Source organism: Adlercreutzia murintestinalis, assembly GCF_943192905.1.
In the GTDB taxonomy this organism is placed as follows: Bacteria; Actinomycetota; Coriobacteriia; order Coriobacteriales; family Eggerthellaceae; genus Adlercreutzia_A; species Adlercreutzia_A murintestinalis.
In genome coordinates, this window is the sequence record NZ_CALPCC010000029.1 from 1 (window position 1) to 18930 (window position 18930).

General features: G+C 58.4%; 14 protein-coding genes, 2 tRNA genes and 1 riboswitch. Of the genes, 4 read left to right on the forward strand and 12 right to left on the reverse strand.

Annotated elements, in window-relative coordinates; genetic code table 11:
• Nucleotides 1-210 precede the first annotated feature (210 nt).
• From NFR19_RS08330 to NFR19_RS08360, 7 genes are all read right to left on the reverse strand, one after another.
• Nucleotides 211-285 (reverse strand) — tRNA-Asn (locus NFR19_RS08330).
• A gap of 61 nt (nt 286-346) precedes the next feature.
• Nucleotides 347-1891 carry an RNA polymerase sigma factor gene (locus NFR19_RS08335; protein WP_251213333.1) on the reverse strand — a complete coding sequence of 515 codons (1545 nt, stop codon included), beginning with the start codon at nt 1889-1891 and terminating at the stop codon, nt 347-349.
• A 99-nt stretch (nt 1892-1990) separates the two neighbouring features.
• Nucleotides 1991-4291 carry a replication restart helicase PriA gene (gene priA / locus NFR19_RS08340; RefSeq protein ID WP_251213334.1) on the reverse strand — a complete coding sequence of 767 codons (2301 nt, stop codon included), beginning with the start codon at nt 4289-4291 and terminating at the stop codon, nt 1991-1993.
• Nucleotides 4292-4302: 11 nt separating this feature from the next.
• Nucleotides 4303-5571: a methionine adenosyltransferase gene (metK, locus tag NFR19_RS08345; protein ID WP_251213335.1), complete on the reverse strand. Its 1269-nt coding sequence runs from the start codon at nt 5569-5571 to the stop codon at nt 4303-4305.
• 7 nt (nt 5572-5578) lie between these two features.
• Nucleotides 5579-5673: riboswitch (SAM riboswitch) on the reverse strand.
• Between the two features lie 74 nt (nt 5674-5747).
• Nucleotides 5748-5823, reverse strand: a tRNA-Ala gene (locus NFR19_RS08350).
• A 136-nt stretch (nt 5824-5959) separates the two neighbouring features.
• Complete coding sequence (locus tag NFR19_RS08355) at nt 5960-6820, reverse strand: Mrp/NBP35 family ATP-binding protein (protein ID WP_251213336.1); 861 nt, start codon at nt 6818-6820, stop codon at nt 5960-5962.
• Nucleotides 6821-6893: 73 nt separating this feature from the next.
• Nucleotides 6894-7187: a CDP-alcohol phosphatidyltransferase gene (locus tag NFR19_RS08360; RefSeq protein ID WP_251213337.1), complete on the reverse strand. Its 294-nt coding sequence runs from the start codon at nt 7185-7187 to the stop codon at nt 6894-6896.
• 156 nt (nt 7188-7343) lie between these two features.
• On the opposite strand from NFR19_RS08360, the gene ispD reads away from it, so the two are divergent.
• Genes ispD through cysS form a run of 3 tightly spaced genes read left to right on the forward strand, consistent with a single transcriptional unit; the run spans nt 7344 to nt 10191 of the window.
• On the forward strand, nt 7344-8195 hold the full coding sequence (ispD, locus tag NFR19_RS08365; RefSeq protein ID WP_251213338.1) for a 2-C-methyl-D-erythritol 4-phosphate cytidylyltransferase: 852 nt from the start codon (nt 7344-7346) through the stop codon (nt 8193-8195).
• A complete protein-coding gene (ispF, locus tag NFR19_RS08370; protein ID WP_285813475.1) occupies nt 8192-8686 on the forward strand; it encodes a 2-C-methyl-D-erythritol 2,4-cyclodiphosphate synthase in 495 nt (164 codons plus the stop codon). Before ispD ends, ispF begins: the two co-directional genes overlap by 4 nt.
• Nucleotides 8687-8688: 2 nt before the next feature.
• Nucleotides 8689-10191 (forward strand): cysteine--tRNA ligase, encoded by a 1503-nt coding sequence (gene cysS, locus NFR19_RS08375; RefSeq protein ID WP_251213340.1) that lies wholly within the window; start codon nt 8689-8691, stop codon nt 10189-10191.
• Between the two features lie 85 nt (nt 10192-10276).
• Here the strand turns inward: cysS and NFR19_RS08380 are convergent, their stop codons facing one another.
• On the reverse strand, nt 10277-12859 hold the full coding sequence (locus NFR19_RS08380) for an ATP-dependent Clp protease ATP-binding subunit (RefSeq protein ID WP_251213341.1): 2583 nt from the start codon (nt 12857-12859) through the stop codon (nt 10277-10279).
• Between the two features lie 168 nt (nt 12860-13027).
• Nucleotides 13028-14800, reverse strand: a complete 1773-nt coding sequence (locus NFR19_RS08385; RefSeq protein WP_251213342.1) for a glucosaminidase domain-containing protein — start codon at nt 14798-14800, stop codon at nt 13028-13030.
• A gap of 645 nt (nt 14801-15445) precedes the next feature.
• Between NFR19_RS08385 and NFR19_RS08390 the strand changes: the two genes are divergently transcribed.
• Nucleotides 15446-15871, forward strand: coding sequence for an FKBP-type peptidyl-prolyl cis-trans isomerase (locus NFR19_RS08390; protein WP_251213343.1), 426 nt, complete (start codon nt 15446-15448; stop codon nt 15869-15871).
• 80 nt (nt 15872-15951) lie between these two features.
• Here NFR19_RS08390 and lysS read toward each other — a convergent pair whose 3' ends face one another.
• From lysS to tatA, 3 genes are all read right to left on the reverse strand, one after another.
• Complete coding sequence (gene lysS, locus NFR19_RS08395; RefSeq protein ID WP_251213344.1) at nt 15952-17922, reverse strand: lysine--tRNA ligase; 1971 nt, start codon at nt 17920-17922, stop codon at nt 15952-15954.
• Between the two features lies 1 nt (nt 17923).
• Nucleotides 17924-18394 (reverse strand): transcription elongation factor GreA, encoded by a 471-nt coding sequence (greA, locus tag NFR19_RS08400; RefSeq protein ID WP_251213345.1) that lies wholly within the window; start codon nt 18392-18394, stop codon nt 17924-17926.
• 107 nt (nt 18395-18501) lie between these two features.
• Nucleotides 18502-18786 (reverse strand): twin-arginine translocase TatA/TatE family subunit, encoded by a 285-nt coding sequence (gene tatA, locus NFR19_RS08405; RefSeq protein WP_251213346.1) that lies wholly within the window; start codon nt 18784-18786, stop codon nt 18502-18504.
• Between the last annotated feature and the right edge of the window lie 144 nt (nt 18787-18930).

An 18930-nucleotide genomic window follows, 5' to 3' on the forward strand; every position in this document is an offset into this window, starting at 1 on the left:
GAGCGGATCGAACGCAACAGGCTGGTTCTAGGATCGTGTGAATAATTGCCCCAGACACACTTTTTGAGACCTAAGCCCAGATATTGCCATGACACACGAACAGCACGCGCGCCCTCTTATCGACAGTCATCCCTCCCCTTCCCGCGCTCTCATCCGCGAGAGCGGCAAGCTATGAAAAAAGCCCAGCCTTGCGACTGGGCTTATGATACCTGGCTCCTCGGGTAGGATTCGAACCTACAACCCTCCGGTTAACAGCCGGATGCTCTGCCGTTGAGCTACCGAGGAATGTATGCGCTGCTTGAAACGACGGCTATTCATTATATCGAAAGACGCTTCGTATGCAAGGCTAATCTTCCAGATAATCCTTGAGTTTGCTCGAACGCGACGGATGGCGCAACTTAGCCAGCGTCTTGCTCTCGATCTGGCGGATGCGCTCACGGGTGACGCCGAATTCGCGCCCAACCTCTTCCAGGGTGCGCGGATGGCCATCTTCGAGACCGAAGCGCAGCGCGATCACCTTGCGCTCGCGCTCCGCGAGACCATCGAGCACCTTGCCCAGCTGCTCCTGCAGCATGCTGAAGCTGGCCGCATCGGGCGGTACCACGGCCGCGTCGTCCTCAATGAAGTCGCCCAGCTGGGAATCCTCTTCCTCGCCGATCGGCGTTTCCAGGCTCACCGGCTCCTGGCTGATCTTCTGGATCTCGCGCACCCGCTCGGCAGGCAACCCCATCTCCTCACCGATCTCTTCCGGGGTTGGTTCGCGACCCAAGCTCTGCAACAGCTGGCGCTGGATGCGCACTAGCTTATTAATGGTCTCCACCATGTGCACCGGAATGCGGATGGTGCGCGCCTGGTCGGCGATGGCACGCGTGATGGCCTGGCGGATCCACCACGTGGCATACGTGGAGAACTTGAAGCCCTTGGTATAGTCGAACTTCTCCACCGCACGGATCAGACCCAGGTTGCCCTCCTGGATCAGGTCCAGGAACAGCATGCCGCGCCCCACATAGCGCTTCGCGATGGATACGACCAGACGCAGGTTAGCCTCGATCAGCGCCTGCTTCGCATCGAATCCAACCTGCTCCACGCGAGTCAGGCGGCGCTTGTCTCGCCTGTTGAGCTCTACCCCGTCAGCCTGTGCTTTCTCAAGCTCTTCACTAGCCGCGATGCCAGCTTCTATCTTCATGGCAAGGTCGATCTCTTCTGCTGCCGTCAGCAACGGCACCTTGCCGATCTCCTTGAGATACATGCGCACCGGATCCCCTGTGAGCATGGTCACTGATGCTTCGGCATTGCGCTTGCCCGCCTTCGCCTTAGAACGCGCCGAAGCAACCTTTGGCAACTGAACATCAACCGTTGCCTTCAATTCCTCTTCAGGGATGCCCTCCAGCAGCTCTTCGTCGGATTCGGTTTCGGCTGTCTCAGCATCGGATGCCGTGATGGCCTCGTCGGCCGGGGCTTCCATATCCTCAACATCAGCCTCGTCCACGATCACCGTTACCTCTTCTTCGACCGGTGCCGCCTTCGGTGCTGCCTTTTTCTTGGTGGACGCCTTCGTCTGAGCGGATGCCTTTTTAGCAGGCGCTTCCTTCTTGACCGGTGCCTTCTTAGAAGCCGTCCCCTTCTTGACCGGTGCCTTCTTGGCGGTGCTCTTCACCGCTGTCTGCTCGCTTGCTCTCTCCGACGCACGCGCAGTGCTCTTCGCCGCTTTCCCAGACGATTTCGCTGTGGATGCAGCTGCGCTCTTCGCGGATGATTTCGCAGCGGTCTTCTTCGTTGCGGACTTCGCCGCAGCTTTGGGGGTGTCCGATTTTGCTTTGGATGTCTTGCTGGGGCTCTTTTTGGTCTGCGTTTTTGCCTTATCCTGGGCTTGCTTTGAGACGTTAGCCACTCGACATTCCTTTCAAATGAGCGCAGATATGCGAACAAATAGAATACTAAACTATCAGGAACAAATCAATGCTTTTCGCTCATTATTTTGATCCTGACCTCAGAGCAGATCGACCGGATCGATATCGAGCGCAACGGTGGTTCTCCCATCCGGTTTGCGATGAGCGAAGACATCCCGCAAAGCGGCGGCCATATCGCAGTCTTGAGGTCCCTTCACCACGATGTGCCATCGAAAGTTGCCTCGTATCCGCGCGATGACGCACGGAGTAGCTGCGAGCACTTCCCAATCGCGATCCGCCGAAGCAACTCGTTCGCGTATGCATGCGTGCAAGCGATCCGCCTCAGCGCGCACAGCCTTCTCGTCAGGCCCCCATATCAGCACATTGGCCATACGTACGTACGGCGGGTACCGAAGCACCCGGCGCTTCTCGAGTTCAGGCACCAAGAAGGCCTCTCGATCGTATGCAGCAGCCGCCCTGATCGCGATGGAATCCGCCTCGTAGGTCTGCACGATCACCCGCCCTGGGAGCGCACCGCGCCCGGCACGACCTGCCACCTGCTCGATCAGATCGAACGTGCGCTCCGACGCGCGGTAATCGGGCAGATGCAGCTGCGTATCGGCATTGACCACCCCAACCAGCGTCACATCGTCGAAATCAAGACCCTTCGCGATCATCTGCGTGCCCAACAGCACCGCTCGGGGCGCACGCGCAAATTCCTCCAAGAGACGCTGATGGGCCCCTTTGGCCGCCGTGGTATCGGCATCCATGCGCACGACCGGAACAGCCGCATCTGCGCCAAGCTCAGCATCGATCAGCGATCTGAGCTCCGTCTCGACCCGCTGCGTGCCTGCGCCGAAGCGTTTCAGATACGGGCTTTCGCACTCTGGACAGACCGCTGGTGCTGCGATTTCATAACCACAATGATGACAGACCAGTTTGTTTCCTCGCTCATGAAAGGTAAGCGAGGTTGAGCAGTTGACGCATTCGGGCACGAACCCGCAATCTCGACAGAGCAGAAAACTGGCAAAGCCACGCTGGTTGAGCAGGAGCACTGCCTTGTGTCCTGCTGCCAGCTCATCAGTCAATGCGCGGCGCAACCGTCCCGAAAACATGGAACGACTGCCCGCGGCGAACTCGGCGGCCATGTCAACCACTTCCACCTGGGGCAAAGGCGAGCCGTTCGCGCGCTTCGGCATGGAGACGAAGCTCCACCCGGGACGCACGCGAGCCTGATACAGCGCCTCGATGGACGGGGTGGCTGAACCGAGCACAAGCGTGCCCGAACTTTGCTGCATCATCCACGCCGCCACATCGCGCGAAACGTAACGGGGTGCGCTCTCCTGCTTGTAGGTGGTCTCGTGCTCTTCATCTATGACGATCAACCCCACGTTCTGCAAGGGCGTGAACAATGCGCTGCGCGCACCCACCACCACGCGCGCCGCACCTTCGCGAATGAGATCCCATTGGTCGTAGCGCTCGCCCATGCTCATGCGCGAATGCATCACCGCCACCGTGCTGCCGAAACGCGATCGAAAGCGCGCTACCGTCTGAGGCGTTAAGGATATCTCCGGCACGAGTACGATGGCGGTGCGACCACGTACGAGCTCCGCTTCGATCGCGCGCAGATACACCTCGGTCTTGCCCGATCCGGTCACACCGTCAACGACCACCACGCTGCCATCGGCTTGATGCTGAGCCGCGCGTATCGCGGAGAGCGCCTGCTCCTGGCATTCGGTGAGCGCTGCAGGACGCTGATACGCTCGCGAGCCTGCTACGCATGCGGGTTGCTCGTCGCCGCGCATCCGGCGCCGCCGCTCCACGACCACAGCGCCCTTCTCCACGAGCGCCCGTACCGCGGCAGAAACCGCGCCATATTCAAGGGTCAATTCCGTCATGCGCACATCCCCGCGGCGCACCGCCTCAAGCACGGCCATCTGCTTTACCGCATTCTTGCGCGGCTGAAACCGATCTAGCTGCGGCCCGGCAACTACCCACCGGTCATCCACCTCTCCCACCGTCGGCTGCTCGAGCCTCCAGCCTCCGTGCTGATTGCGCACCACGCGCGGCACACCCCCGGGAGGGGTGAACAACCGCACGCAGGCAGACAGCGGTGCCACGTAGCGCTGTGCCAGAAAAGCCGCGCAGCGCGCGCCCATCGCGGTGAAATACGGTTGGGAGAGCACGCGTTCAAGCCTCTTGAGCGCCCGGCCTCCTTCGTCGGTCACCCGCTCTTCCACTTCCATGATGAACCCGATGGCCTTGCGAGATCCGAACGGCACAAGCACCGCGCACCCGACCCGCGCCTCGTCGACAAGATGCGCGGGCACCTCATAGGTGTAGGGCGAATCGAGTGCTTGCGTGGGTATATCTAAGACGATATGAGCAGTGCGCGCCACCATGGCCCCGCAGGCTATGCAATGCCGCAGGCAGCTTGCAGCGCAGAGGCCCTGTCAGTTGCCTCCCAGGTGAACTCGGGCAATTCGCGGCCGAAATGCCCGTATGCAGCCGTCTTGCGATAGATGGGGCGCCGCAGATCGAGCGCGTCGATGATAGCCCCCGGACGCAGATCGAACACCTCAGCTACCGCTCGCTCGATGTCGGTCACCGGCACTCGGTTCGTCTCGAAGGTGTCCACCATGATGGAGACCGGCTGGGCAACCCCGATCGCATAGGCGATTTGCACCTCGCAGCGATCCGCTAATCCGGCAGCCACAACGTTCTTCGCCACCCAGCGAGCAGCGTAGGCGGCACTCCGGTCAACCTTCGTGCAGTCCTTTCCGCTAAAGGCGCCACCACCATGACGGCCCATGCCGCCATAGGTATCCACGATGATCTTACGTCCGGTCAGACCCGCGTCTCCCATAGGGCCTCCGATGACGAAGCGTCCCGTCGGGTTCACGAATACCTCAGCGTCATCGGCAAGCGTAACGCCTTCCTCTTCAAGCACAGGATTGACCACGTTATCGATGATGGCCGTGCGAATGGTGTCAGCCTCTACATCCTCTGAGTGTTGCGTGCTCACGACCACTTTCTCCACGCAAACCGGCTTGCCCTCTTCATAGCGCACCGATACTTGCGTTTTGCCATCGGGCCGCAAGAAATCGAGCGTTCCGTTCTTACGCACGTCGGTCAACCGCTCAGCCATCCGATGCGCCAGATAGATCGGCATCGGCATGAGCGTGGGGGTTTCGTTCACGGCATACCCGAACACCATGCCCTGATCCCCAGCGCCAATCAGCTCATACGGATCGCTTGCGCTGCCCTTGCCCTTCTGCACCTCGAACGACTCATCAACGCCTTGCGCGATGTCTGGAGATTGCCCATGAATGGAATTCATGACACCGCAGGTGCTGGCGTCAAAGCCGAACTTCGCGCGGTTGTAGCCGATATCATCCACCACTTCGCGCACGATGGCGGGCACATCAACGTATGCCTGCGTGCGAATCTCGCCGGTCACCATGATGGTACCGGTGGTAGCCAGCGTCTCGCAAGCGCACCGCACCCGACTCACGTCGGCAGGCTGCCCATCGGGCGCTACATACCCGGCCTGCTGCAATTCGGTCTCTTTGCGCAGGATCGCATCGAGAATGGCGTCGCTGATCTGATCGCAGACCTTATCGGGATGACCTTCGGTCACCGACTCGGAAGTGAATACGTACGAGCGCGCGGCATCAGCCATGATTCCTCCTTCATCGATGTTGGCATTACCACCTTGCAGCCGAAACCACAGGTTGGTGCCGGGGTCGCAAGGCCAACTCCTTCACCCGGCTCTTGATAACGGATCACAGGCGCAATGCCTGCGGCATCTTCTCTTGTAAAAAACGGCAGGCGCCTTTGCGCCCGCCGCTGACAATGTGGTGGAGCATAGGGGGATCGAACCCCTGACCTCATGGCTGCCAGCCATGCGCTCTCCCAGCTGAGCTAATGCCCCGAAAAAATGCGTTGACTACTATAGCACAACCTGAGCGTTTGCCAAGACCCTTTCGGTCACACATCCAGCGAGCAGCACCGAGCATCGCCCGTAAAGCATCGTGAACGCACGCCGCCCGAATGCCGCCACCGTCGCGCTACGCCTTCTCGATCTGCTCGACGATGGACGCAAGCGCGCCTTCCGTGTCATAGCGATCGATCTTGCCTGCGTCCACCAGTTCGGCGAAGCTCGGATCCATTGGCAAGGTAGCCACTGCCGGGATCTCATACTTCTCAGCCACCAGCGCCCCCTTCGGCTCGCCGAAGATGTGATGCTGCTTGCCGCATTCGTCGCACTTGAAATACGCCATGTTCTCCACGAGACCGATCACCGGCACGTTCAAGCTGTGCGCGAGATTGACCGCCTTGCCCACAATGGAGCCCACCAGCTCCTGCGGTGCCGATACGGTGACGATACCATCGATGGGCAGCATTTGGAAGATGGTCAAGAACACATCTGAAGTGCCCGGAGGCATATCGAACAGCATGATATCGATATCGCCCCAGTTGACATCCTGCCAAAACTGCATCAATGCATTCGTGATGACCGGACCGCGCCAAGCTACCGGGGTATCTTCGTTCGGGAGCAGCAAATTCACCGACATCACCTTGATACCCGAGGGCGTGGTGATGGGATTCATGCCATCCTCATCGGCGATCGGTCGTGCACTCACGCCGAAGGCCTTCGGAATGGACGGACCGGTCACATCTGCGTCCAGAATGGCTACGCGCTTGCCCTGTTTCGCGAATTCGCTTGCCAGCAGGCTGGTGACCAACGATTTCCCTACCCCGCCTTTGCCGGACACCACCGCAATAGCCTTTTTGATGCTCGAGCGCGCATTGGGCTCAAGCTTGCTCGGGCCGTCCTCACTGCGCGCACCGCAGCCTGCGACCCCACAGCTAGAACAGCTGCCCCCGCATTCCTCCGGTGCGCCCTCAGGTATATGCTCTTCTGCCATCGCTTTGCCTCCTCAAAGAGAAACGGCCCGCCACGAGCCGCCTCCCATCATATCTTCGCTTGTGGCACAACGCCTACTTCTCAGATGCGTAGAACGTCGCATTCTCGAAAAGGTCGCGCACAGACTTGCCCTCAAGGAACGGCAGTTCCAGGAATTCGGCGATCGTTGGCACCAATTCGCTGACATCAACGTAGTGACCCTTGTCGTTTTTCTGGGAGCAATCCTGAACGCGCCAATACCGGTCGTTCACATCGGTCAGGTAATAGCACTGACCATCAATATCCATATAGATAGCATGGTTGGCATGCAGGTACGGCTGGAGCTCGTCGTAGGATATCTCCAGTACCTCGCTTGATTTGACTCCCATGTTCACCCTTTCGTCCGACAAACCTATGTCTGATATCTTAGCAGTTTGCCCGTGCCGTGCGCCACGACTTTGGATATTTCTCTGAGCGCCTGCTCAGCCGCGCACAGGCTGGTTGTATACTGGAAGCATACTCATATCCGACCATCGAGGACCACTATGCCCCACACAATCGACCCCGTGTTTACCCCTGATGTGCTCTCTGCGCCCGACCTGCTCGCACAAGCCTTCGACTTCGACGCACTGCCGGGAAGCACCATGCATCTCACGGGCAAGCTTGATAAGAACCCGAAAACGGCAGCCATGATCTTAGCGGGCGGTACCGGAGAGCGCTTCGGGCGCGAAGGCGGCAAGCAGCTGGTCGAGATCGCAGGCAAACCTATCCTGACCTGGTCAGCTGAAGCCTTTGACGCAGTGGGCGATATCGGACTCATCGTCATCGTTTGTCCTGAGGATCGCATTGAAGAATACCTCAAGCGCGCGGTCGATCCCTTTCCCTTCGTGACGCCCATCGTCATGGCACCCGCAGGCCAGATTCGACAAGAGTCGGCCTTTAGAGGCTTGGAATGTGTGCCCGATGACTTCGATTACGTGGTTCTTCACGATGGCGCGCGACCGCTGATCACACCTGATCTGATCCTTCACACCATCAATACGGTGAAAGGCAACATCGATGTGGATGGCGCGGTCGTAGGTCATCCGGCCATCGATACGCTCAAGATCGTGGAGAACGGAATGATCTTGGGCACACCTGATCGCGCGGTGTTCTGGAACGTGCAAACTCCGCAAGTGTTCCGCACGGGCATCTACCGCCGTGCGCAGCAATCAGCTCTCTCGGATGGCTTCGTGGGAACCGATGACTCATCGCTCATCGAGCGCTTAGGAGGCACCGTTATGGTGGTCGAGGGCAAACGCGACAACATCAAGCTGACCGTACCGGAAGATTACCTGCTGTTGGCCTCGGCGGTGCGCGCCGCAGCCGAGAGCGCGATCCCTTCGGAGGAACAGTGAGTCCCGCGAACATTCGCTGCGGTGTGGGGATGGACGTGCATGCTCTCACTGCCGGACGCAAACTGATCATCGGCGGCGTGGATATCCCGCACAGTCAAGGACTCGACGGGCACTCGGATGCCGATGTTCTCACCCATGCCATCGCCGATGCGTTGCTCGGGGCGGCGCGTCTTGGAGATATCGGCAAGCTCTTCCCCGACACTGACGAGCGCTTCAAGGATGCCGACTCTTTGGTTCTGCTCGCGCAGACTGCACAACGCGTGCGCGATGCGGGTTTTCAGATCATTGACGTTGATAGCGTGATAGCTGCCCAAGCCCCCAAGCTCTCGCCCTATCGAGACCAGATGCGCGCCAACCTCGCACATGCCATAGGCATCAGCGAAGACAATGTCGGCGTGAAGGCAACCACCACTGAACGCCTCGGTTTTGAAGGGCGCGAAGAGGGCATCAGCGCCTGGGCTACCTGCATCCTCTACCGTGAAGGAGAATGAAGATGATACGGCTCTACGATACCAACAAGCGTGCGAAGGTCGATCTTATTCCGCGCGAGGCGGGAAAGATCAGCATGTACGTGTGCGGTCCCACTGTGTACAACCGCATCCATATCGGCAATGCGCGCACGTTCATCTCCTTCGACATGATCCGACGCTACCTGGAGTGGAGCGGCTTTGAGGTCACGTTCGTGCAGAACGTGACCGATGTGGACGACAAGATTATTGCGCGGGCGCTCGAGGAAGGGCGCAGTGCGGCGGACGTAGCCGAGGAATACACCGCGGCTTTCATCGCCGATATGCATGCCGCAGGCGTTGCCGATCCCACCATCCGTCCGCAGGCGACCGAAGAGATCGACACCATGATTGCGTTGGTGGAGACCTTGATCGAAAAGGGCCATGCTTACGAGGTGGACGGTGATGTCTATTTCAACGTGCGCTCGGATGCGCGCTACGGGCACCTCTCGGGACGCAAGATAGATGAAATGGAAGCCGGCCATCGCGCATTGCGCGCCGAGGGGCAAGGCCTTGAGGACCGCAAGCGCGATCCGCTCGACTTCGCGCTTTGGAAAGCCGCAAAGCCTGGCGAGCCTTCGTGGGAATCGCCATGGGGCCCGGGGCGCCCAGGGTGGCATATCGAATGCTCGGCCATGAGCCAGAAGTATCTCGGGTTGCCCTTCGATATCCACGGCGGCGGGGCCGATCTGGTATTTCCTCATCACGAAAACGAATGCGCTCAAAGCGAGTGCGCCTGCGAAGGCCAGTTTGCCCGCTATTGGATGCATTCGGGCATGCTCCGCATCAATTCCGAGAAGATGAGCAAATCGCTGGGCAACTTCATGCTGCTGTGCGAGGTGCTCGAAGATGCGCGGCCGCAGGCGCTGCGCATGCTCATGCTGCAAACGCATTATCGCAGCCCGCTTGATTTCTCGACCGAGCGCATGGCGGAAGCTGACGCTGCGCTCTCACGCATCGAGACCGCGCTCGAAAACATGCGTTGGCTCTGCGCCACGTCTCTTTCTGACGCGCCGCAGGTGCTGGATGCCGCACGGATCGAATCCTTCGTCCAAACTGCCCGCGAAGGATTCCGCAGCGCCATGGACGACGATTTCAATGCTCCAGCAGCGCTCGGCTGCATCTTCACGCTGGTCAACCAGATGAATACAGCCACCTCAGGCCGCTCGCTTTCCACCCGAGATGCCGAGCAGGTCGTCAAAGCCAGCGACTGCATCACGGAGTTGCTCGGCGTGCTCGGTATACGTCTTGAGGATCGAGACGATGCGTCGATCGAGTATCCTCCCGAAACGATCGCCCTCGCCTACGAGTTCGCTGGTTATGGCGGTCATGATGCTACCGAAGCAGTAGAGGCCCTGATCGAGGCGCGAGCGCAGGCGAAGGCTGAAAGGGATTGGAATACCGCCGATGCTATTCGCGACAACTTGATCGCCCTTGGCTTCGTCATAGAAGATACTCCGCAAGGCGCGAAGGTCACCTACGAAGGATAGCGAACTGCCATCAAGAAAGGCCGCAGATGCGGCCTTTCTTCGTTGCGCGTTGCGCGAATGGATTCCTTTTTGCGCTTGAAGGGCGCTATTCCGCACCGCCACCAATGGCTCCGGCCGGGGCTGGAGTGCCCATACCGGCATTGTTCAGATCGAAGTTCGTCAGCAGCAGTTCCGCCTCACGGGCAATAGAATCCCGCTTGCGCGGTGCCGGAATTGAACCGGTGCCCTCATTGAACACCAGTTCCGCATCCTCACCCTCACCCTTCACGTCCACCTCAACGACCGAACCGCTCGTCCAGCGACCCTCGAGAATCTGCTCGCTAATAGGATCTTCGAGCATGCGCTGGATGGCGCGCCGCAGCGGACGGGCTCCATAGGTTGAATCCACTCCCTCAGAGGCAATGAGACGGCGAGCCGCATCGGTCAGATTGATGGTCATGTTCTGCTCGATCATGCGGTCGCGCAATTCCGCCACCATCAACTCAACGATCTGGCCGATCTGCTCTGCCGTTAAGCTCTTGAACACGATGATCTCATCAAGACGATTCAGAAACTCGGGACGGAAGAGATTCTTGACCTCGCTCATCACGCGGCTCTTGATCTCCTTGTCCGACAGGCCTTCTTGACCTTGAGGGCTGAATCCCAAGGTGGTCGACTGCGCGATCTCCCGCGCGCCCACATTCGAGGTCAAAATGATCACCGTGTTGCGGAAATCAACAGTGCGGCCCTGCGCATCGGTCAGGCGTCCTTCTTCCAGAATCTGGAGCAGAATGTTGAACACATCCGGATGCGCCTTCTCGATCTCATCGAAGAGCACGACCGAATACGGACGCTGTCGTACCGCCTTGGTCAGCTGACCACCCTCATCGAAGCCAACATACCCCGGAGGCGACCCGACCAAACGCGACACCGTATGCTTCTCCATGTATTCCGACATATCGAAGGAGAGCAGCGCATCCTCGGTATTGAAGAGGAATTCGGCAAGGCTCTTGGCCAGCTCCGTCTTGCCAACGCCTGACGGCCCCAAGAAGATGAACGAACCCGCCGGGCGCTTCGGGTCTTTCAAACCGCTCCGTGAGCGACGGATGGCCTTCGAGAGCGCCGTGACGGCTTCATCCTGCCCGATGATGCGCTCATGCAACACGCTTTCCATCCGCAAGAGCTTTTCAGTCTCAGCTTCGGTCAAGCTGGATACCGGCACGCCCGTGCTCATGGATATCACGTCCGCAATATCCTCTACTCCTACCTGATGTATCGTCTTCGACGTATCAGCCTCCCACTGCTGCTCAGCTTCGGTGCGCTTCGCCTTCAACTCGGCTTCTTTGTCACGCAGCGTTGCCGCGCGCTCGTAGTTCTGCTCACCGATGGCCTTATCCTTGTCTTGTCGCACCCGACGGAGCTGGTCATCGAGCTCGCGCAATTCCGGTGGCAAGGTCATGTTGCGAATGCGCATCCGCGCGCCCGCCTCATCGAGCACGTCGATCGCCTTATCGGGTAGATACCGATCCTGAATGTAGCGGTTCGCAAGCTGCACGCTAGCCTGAAGCGCTTCTTCGGTGAAATGCACCTGATGATGCGCCTCGTACTTATCGCGCAGTCCCTCCAGGATGCGCACAGCCTGCTCTTCGTTGGGCTCATTGATGGTAAGCGGCTGGAAGCGACGCTCAAGGGCGCTATCCTTCTCAAGATGCTTGCGATATTCCTCGAGCGTGGTGGCGCCGATGATCTGAATCTCACCACGAGAGAGCGGCGGCTTCAAAATGGCGGCTGCGTCTATGGAGCCCTCCGCTGACCCAGCGCCAATGATGGTATGTATCTCATCGATGAACAGCAGCACATCGCCTGCGTCCATGACCTCCTTGATGACTTTCTTCATGCGCTCTTCAAACTCGCCGCGGTACTTGCTTCCCGCGACCAAGGCGGAAACATCTAAGGTGATCAAACGCTTGTCCCGCAAGATATCAGGAACTTGATTTGAAGCGATCAGCTGAGCGAGGCCCTCAGCGATAGCGGTCTTGCCAACGCCCGGCTCACCCAAGATCAGAGGATTGTTCTTCTGGCGCCGCGAGAGGATCTGCATCACGCGTTCGATCTCGGCCGCACGCCCGATCACCGGATCGAGCTTACCGTCGCGCGCCTTCTTGGTCAGATCGGTGCCGAATTCAGCCAGCATGCTATTCTGAGCGCCGCCAGCAGCGTCGAAACCCGCGCGGCCAGCCATGACCGGCGTCTGGCCCACGATATCATTCATCGTGGAGCGCACATCGTCCCCGCTCACCCCCAGCCGCTTCAGAACGTCAAGCGCGGTTCCTTCGCCCTCGCGCACGATGCCGAGCAGAAGATGTTCGGTGCTGATGTAGCTTTGCCCCATCTGCATAGCCTCGCGCAGCGAGTTCTCAAGCACCCGCTTCACCCGCGGCGTGAAAGCCAAATGACCCGACACATCCGCATCTTCATCAATTGACGAGACCTGCCTGATAGCCTGCACCACATCATCATAAGAGACGCTCATGCGCTCAAGAGCTTGCGCCGCAAGCCCCTCCTTCTCTTTTATGAGCCCTAAGAGGATGTGCTCGGTACCAACATAGGGCTGATGCAGCCCACGCGCCTCATCCTGCGCCAAGACAAGCACTTTGCGCGCTTTATCGGTGAATTTCTCAAATGACATGTCTTCCTCATTCCCATACGCTCGTCGATTCTGTTCTCGCGTAGATTTTAGCAATCAATGATTCCGAGTGCTAGTGAGCGCGAGTTCGCCTTCATGCTCCCACCATAACGCAAAGACGGGACCATACTGGCCCCGTCTTCTGCATGGTTCGCGTCATGGTGAGGATACCTAGGCGCGCTTGCCTCCTACTGAGATGGGTAGCGCATCGCTGGCATCGCATGCCTGCTGCGTGCGGATCATGGCGACCGCGCGATTGAACTTCTCCTGTGTGGACTTTTCAGCCTGCTCGGTGTCGACCGGCTTCGTCTCGAGGACGCGCTTGGCGAACGTCGGCATCTTCTCCGACATGGACGTCACCTTGATGACCTCGCCGGTCTGCGGGGCCTCAATGAAGCACCCTTCAGCCAAATACATGCCCACGTGCCCCGCCGTTCCGTCATCGTAGGCGAAGAACAGCAGATCGCCCATGTGAAGGTCGGCGAAATCAACATCTTCGCCCTGCATGCACTGGAAATAGGTGGTACGCGGGATCTCAACACCCAACGCCTGAGCATAGGCATACTGCATCAGACCAGAGCAGTCGAAGGAACCCGGGGTGGTGCCGCCCCACACGTAATCCTCGCCGAGATGGCTGGTGGCTTCCACGACCAAGTCGACCAGATCGCGCTGCTCCATCTGCAACTCGCCCGTTTCCAGGTTCGCATCAGAGCTGTAGTGGTGGTCGTTCTGCGCTACCACCTGATAGTCATGCACCAGTTCATAGCCCAGCGGCTGATCGTAGCGCGTCAGATCGTACGTGACGATCAAATCCTGAAGCTTCGCGGAATAGGCAATATCGGTCGCGTAGCGCCCCTGGAGAAAATCACAGGCATTCACATAGCTGACCGTGTTCTCCTTCCAAACGCCCTGATAGAAATTGCCCATGCTGTTCGTCAGCAGCATGGCGTAATCCATCAGCGATTCACGCACGGTCGGATAATCGCGGAAACTCGCCTCGGTCACATACATGACGGCATCAGCATCGTATTCAATGGTGCGCATGGAAACGCTCTCGCCTTGGTAGGCGCCCTTGATGCCGAACAGGTTGTTGTACGGAGCGCTTGCCAGAGCGGAATTGCCCGAAGCGGACTCAAGAATAGCCTGCGCGATCATGACGGATGCATAGAGCCCCGTCTCGTCCGCGATCTCGCGCGCTTGTTCACCGATCACGGCGATGAACTTCTCGGTGGTCATGTTCACGCCCACGTTGTGCGGAATGTAGGTGGTGTCACCGTTGTAAGACCACTCCGGGTACGCAGGAGCATCGCTCTGCTCGTTATCGGCAGCAACGCCACCGAACACCGGATGCGGAACGACAAGATCGGGAACGCTCGGACCCTCACCGTCTTCGCCCTCGTCGCCCTCATCGGGGTCGGTGCCCTCATCAGGATCGACGGGATCGCCCGTCTCCCCCTCATCACCCTCTCCTGGCTCTTCGCCCTCTCCCGGCTCTTCACCCTCATCGGGATCGGTCGGCGCTTCCGGCTCGGTCGGCACCTCTGGTTCGGGCTCCGGATCGGGTACGGGTTCAGCCTCAGCCGGAGCGGACAGCACACCCTTCAACCAGCTAATCTCATTGGCGATATCGGGACGATAAGCGCGAATCGCCTCCACATCCATGGCCATGACCTCAGCTTTGGTGAATCCCTGACCGGTCAGATAGTTCGTGATGGCCTCTACGCCCGAAACACCATCCCCCTTCAGCTTCACGATCAATTCGCCAAGCTTGATGGGGCGGATATATGCTGCATCCTCAGATGCCGGTGCCGAAGCGGATGCCACTTCTTCTGCCAAAGCGACCTGAGGGGTCGCTAAAGAGAGCGCGGGCACCATGGTCAGCGTCAACGCAGCTGCAAGACCCACCCTGCCTGCTGAGCCAACGAAATCCGTGATACGAACCAAGGTAGATACCTCCGAATCAATGCTGCGGCACACCCCTGGCCGCAGTCATGTATGGATAGAATTCGTTCCATGACATGATAGGTTGCCGAAACGTATACTTCAATGCACGAATCCGTTGAAACCACCAAATATTCAAACGCAGCACATGAAGGAAGGGTTCCACATTGCCCTTTCATGATTGCTTATTTTCCCTGTTCAGTGCCACTATCGCGACACGATCGGATACCACATGAGCCGTCACACAGTGCGCTCCTTCGATTCAAGATATCTCGTGACCGCGAAATGCGTGATATTCGAGCGATTGATGATGCCCACCATGCGCCCGTGAATCCGTAAACGGCGCTACATCATTTCTGTCGCGCCATCGCCGCACGGTTCGTGCTGAAAGCACGGTGCGCACACCATCTTCGCATGATTCGTGCATCATGAAGGGATGAATCGTGCATCATCGTCGCACGATTCATGCACCATGAAAGCATGCCTCATGGTGCCCCTCATGCGCCAACATCTTTCGCCCGCCTTTCCCGCCTTGCGCACTACAAAGGCGCATCGGCTTTCTTTCCCCCGCTCAACAGTTTGCGAAAAGGCAGCAACGATAGCGTACACTTACCCGTAACCGATAGCCCGCACGGAAGGAAGCGAGACATGGACAATACTGGCAAGCACGTGAAGGTTCATTACATCGGCACGCTTGACGATGGCACGGTGTTCGACTCATCTCGCGAGCGCGACGAGCCGCTCGCGTTCGTTTGCATGGCAGGACAGATGATTCCCGGATTCGACAAAGCTGTCGTCAACATGGAAATCGGCGAGACGCGGACCGTGCGACTCGAGCCGGAAGATGCATATGGGCAGCCCAGCGATGACGCTATCCAGCGCATACCGATCAACGCTCTCCCCGGTGCTGAAAAGCTCTCGGTCGGTGCCGAAGTGGCCCTCCAAGGGCCGGATGGCATCCCGCACCATGCCACCGTCATCGAAATGACCGACTCTGACATCGTGTTCGATATGAACCACCCGCTCGCAGGCAAGCCTCTGAACTTTGAAATCACCCTTCTTGAGGCAGAATAACGCGCGGCGCCCACCATGGAAAAAACGCCCCATGCTTGCCGCATGGGGCGTCTCGTTTTCAAAAGAAGACCAACCGCCTATCAATACAGCTTTGCGCCTGCCGGTATCCGATCATCAACCATCAGTAGATTCAGTCGCTCTTCAGGCTCCCCATCGGGGCCTGGCTCTTCATGCACGGCACTGATGATCATGCCGCAAGAATCAATGCCCATCATCGCCCGAGGCGGTAGATTGGTGATCGCAATCAGCGTCTTTCCCACCAGATCTTCCGGCTCGTAATACGCATGGATACCTGACAGGATGGTGCGATCGGTACCCGTACCGTCGTCGAGCGTGAACCGCAACAGCTTCTTGCTCTTCGGCACCGCCACGCATGCCTTCACCTTCACCGCACGAAAATCAGATTTGCTGAATGTGTCAAAATCCACTTCGTCAGCGAACAATGGCTCGATCATCACGTTGGAAAAATCAAGCGGCGCACACGGCGTTCCCTCGCTGCAAGAAGGCTCTGACGTGCTTGCTGGAGTCGAAGCGGGCGCACTCGTTGCCTTGCCCGCTGTTGGAGCCTCGTCCTTCATGTGCGGGAAAAGCAAGACGTCGCGAATGGTCGGCGAATCTGTCAGCAACATGACCAGGCGGTCAATGCCAACTCCTACGCCGCCCGCCGGCGGCATGCCGTACTCGAGCGCACGGATGTAGTCGGCATCGTAGCCCATCGCTTCGTCATCACCGAGATCCTTCGCCTCAAGCTGCGCACGAAAACGCTCAGCCTGATCGACCGGATCGTTGAGCTCGGTGAACGCATTCGCGTACTCGTGACCGCAGATGAAAAGCTCAAACCGCTCGGTCAGCTCGGGTTCGCCCGGCTTCTTCTTCGCAAGCGGAGACACCTCGAGCGGATGCTCGGTTACGAACGTGGGCTGCACGAGTTTATCCTCAGCAACCGCCTCGAATATTTCAGCGATCAGCTTACCGCGTCCCCATGTATCCTCAACCTGAACTCCGTGCTTCTTCGCGATAGCTGCCAGGTCCTCTCGGCTGCGTGCAAAGCTCACGTCCTCACCCGCACTCTCGCTTGCCAATTCGATCATGGTGGCACGGCGCCATTCGCCCGACAAATCAATCGGCGTGCCCTGATACGAGATCTGCAAGGTCCCGCACGCAGCCTGAGCTGCCGCCTGAATATAGCCTTGCGTCAGCTCCATCATGCCTTCAAGATCGCTGAACGCCTGATATGCCTCCATCGTGGTGAACTCGGGATTATGGTAGGGGTCCATCCCTTCGTTGCGGAATTGCCGACCGATCTCAAAGACCTTCTCAAACCCGCCCACCAGCAATCGTTTCAGCGGTAACTCAGTTGCGATACGCAAATAATAGTCACGATCGAGCGCATTGAAATGCGTCACGAAGGGACGCGCGTTGGCGCCACCCAAGATGGGGTGCAAAAACGGCGTTTCCACCTCATAGAATCCTGCATCTTCCATGTAACGGCGAATGGCCGATATGATCTTGAAGCGCTTCTCGAAGACCGTACGCACATCAGGGTTGACCACCAGGTCGACATAGCGCTGACGATAGCGCGTTTCCTTATCCGTCAGACCATGGAACTTCTCTGGCAGAGGACGCAAAGATTTGGAGAGCAGCTCAAACGAGTCAACAGCTACCGAGAGCTGCCCACGACGCGTACGCATAACCGTACCATGCACGCCGAGCCAATCGCCCACATCAATATCCTTGAGCGCATCGAAGGCAGCCTCCCCTAACGCATTGATACGACAGAAGAGCTGGATGGTGCTCGTGGGATCCATCAATTCCAGAAAGGCAATCTTGCCCTGCACGCGCTTGGCCATAACACGACCGGCAACATCGACCGCATCCTCGGTGCCCTCGCCGTCCGCGAGCTGGGCGTAGGCCGCATTAAGATCCGCTACGAACGCCGAACGCTCGAATGCGTGACCGTACGGATCAATACCCTGCTCGATGAGCGCTGCCCGCTTGGCACGACGCACTTCGATAGGGTCATCTTCAATCATTTCAGGTGTATCAGTCATACTAGTGCTCGATCTTCACGATCTTCATCTTCGTTTCGCGTCCGGTCGGGCCAACCGCCACAACCTCAGCGCCCTTCTTATGGCCGAGCAACGCTTGTCCAACTGGCGACTCGTTCGAGATACGACCAGTCGAGGTATCGCTCTCAGCAGCACCCACAATGGTGAAGGTGCGCTCCTTGCCACCCATATCGACCGTTACCGTCGAACCAACATTGACCTTCGATGAGCGCTTCGGCGTGGTGACGACGGTAGCCTCGCTCAGAATGCGCGTGATCTCTGCGATACGCGCCTCGACCATGCCTTGCTCGTTCTTCGCATCGTCATACTCTGAGTTCTCGGAGATATCACCAAACTCGCGCGCCACCTTGATGCGCTCGCCGATCTCAGCGCGCTTCTCCGTCTCAAGATAGTGAAGCTCTTCTTCCAGCTTTTCGCGACCCTCTTTAGTAAGAATGTAGTTTGATTCTGCCATTGGTTCCCTCAAATCGAGTCTCAACATAGCAGCACGCCTGCGAGAACAAGCGTGCTTCCGATCAATATACGGATGCCAAACGGTGAAACAGCGGCATCGAAATAGGGTTATTCCGCCTTCTTGACGACAACCTTCTTTACGGTCTTCTTCGGCGTTTCTGAAGCATCAGAGGTATTCACCGTCGGCGCATCGTCAATGACGACTTCCTCGACGACCTCTTCATCCTTTGCCTCTGCAGCTTCCTTCTTGCCTGCGCCCATGCCGTCACGTAATCCCTTGACGGTCTTGCCGAGCGCGCTCCCAAGCTTTGGGAGGTTCTTGGGCCCAAAAATGAGCAGCACGACAACAAGGATAATGAGAAGTTCTGGTACACCCATTCCTAGGATCTTCATATATGCCTCCATGCATCAGAATCGATCGCACGATAGTGTACTACATTCCCTCTTGCTCGGGAATGCAAAAAGCACCCTGCGCGAGCGGAACGTCCTGCTCTCCCGCGGCCTGACGCCGCAGTACCATCGGCGATGCGGGGCTTA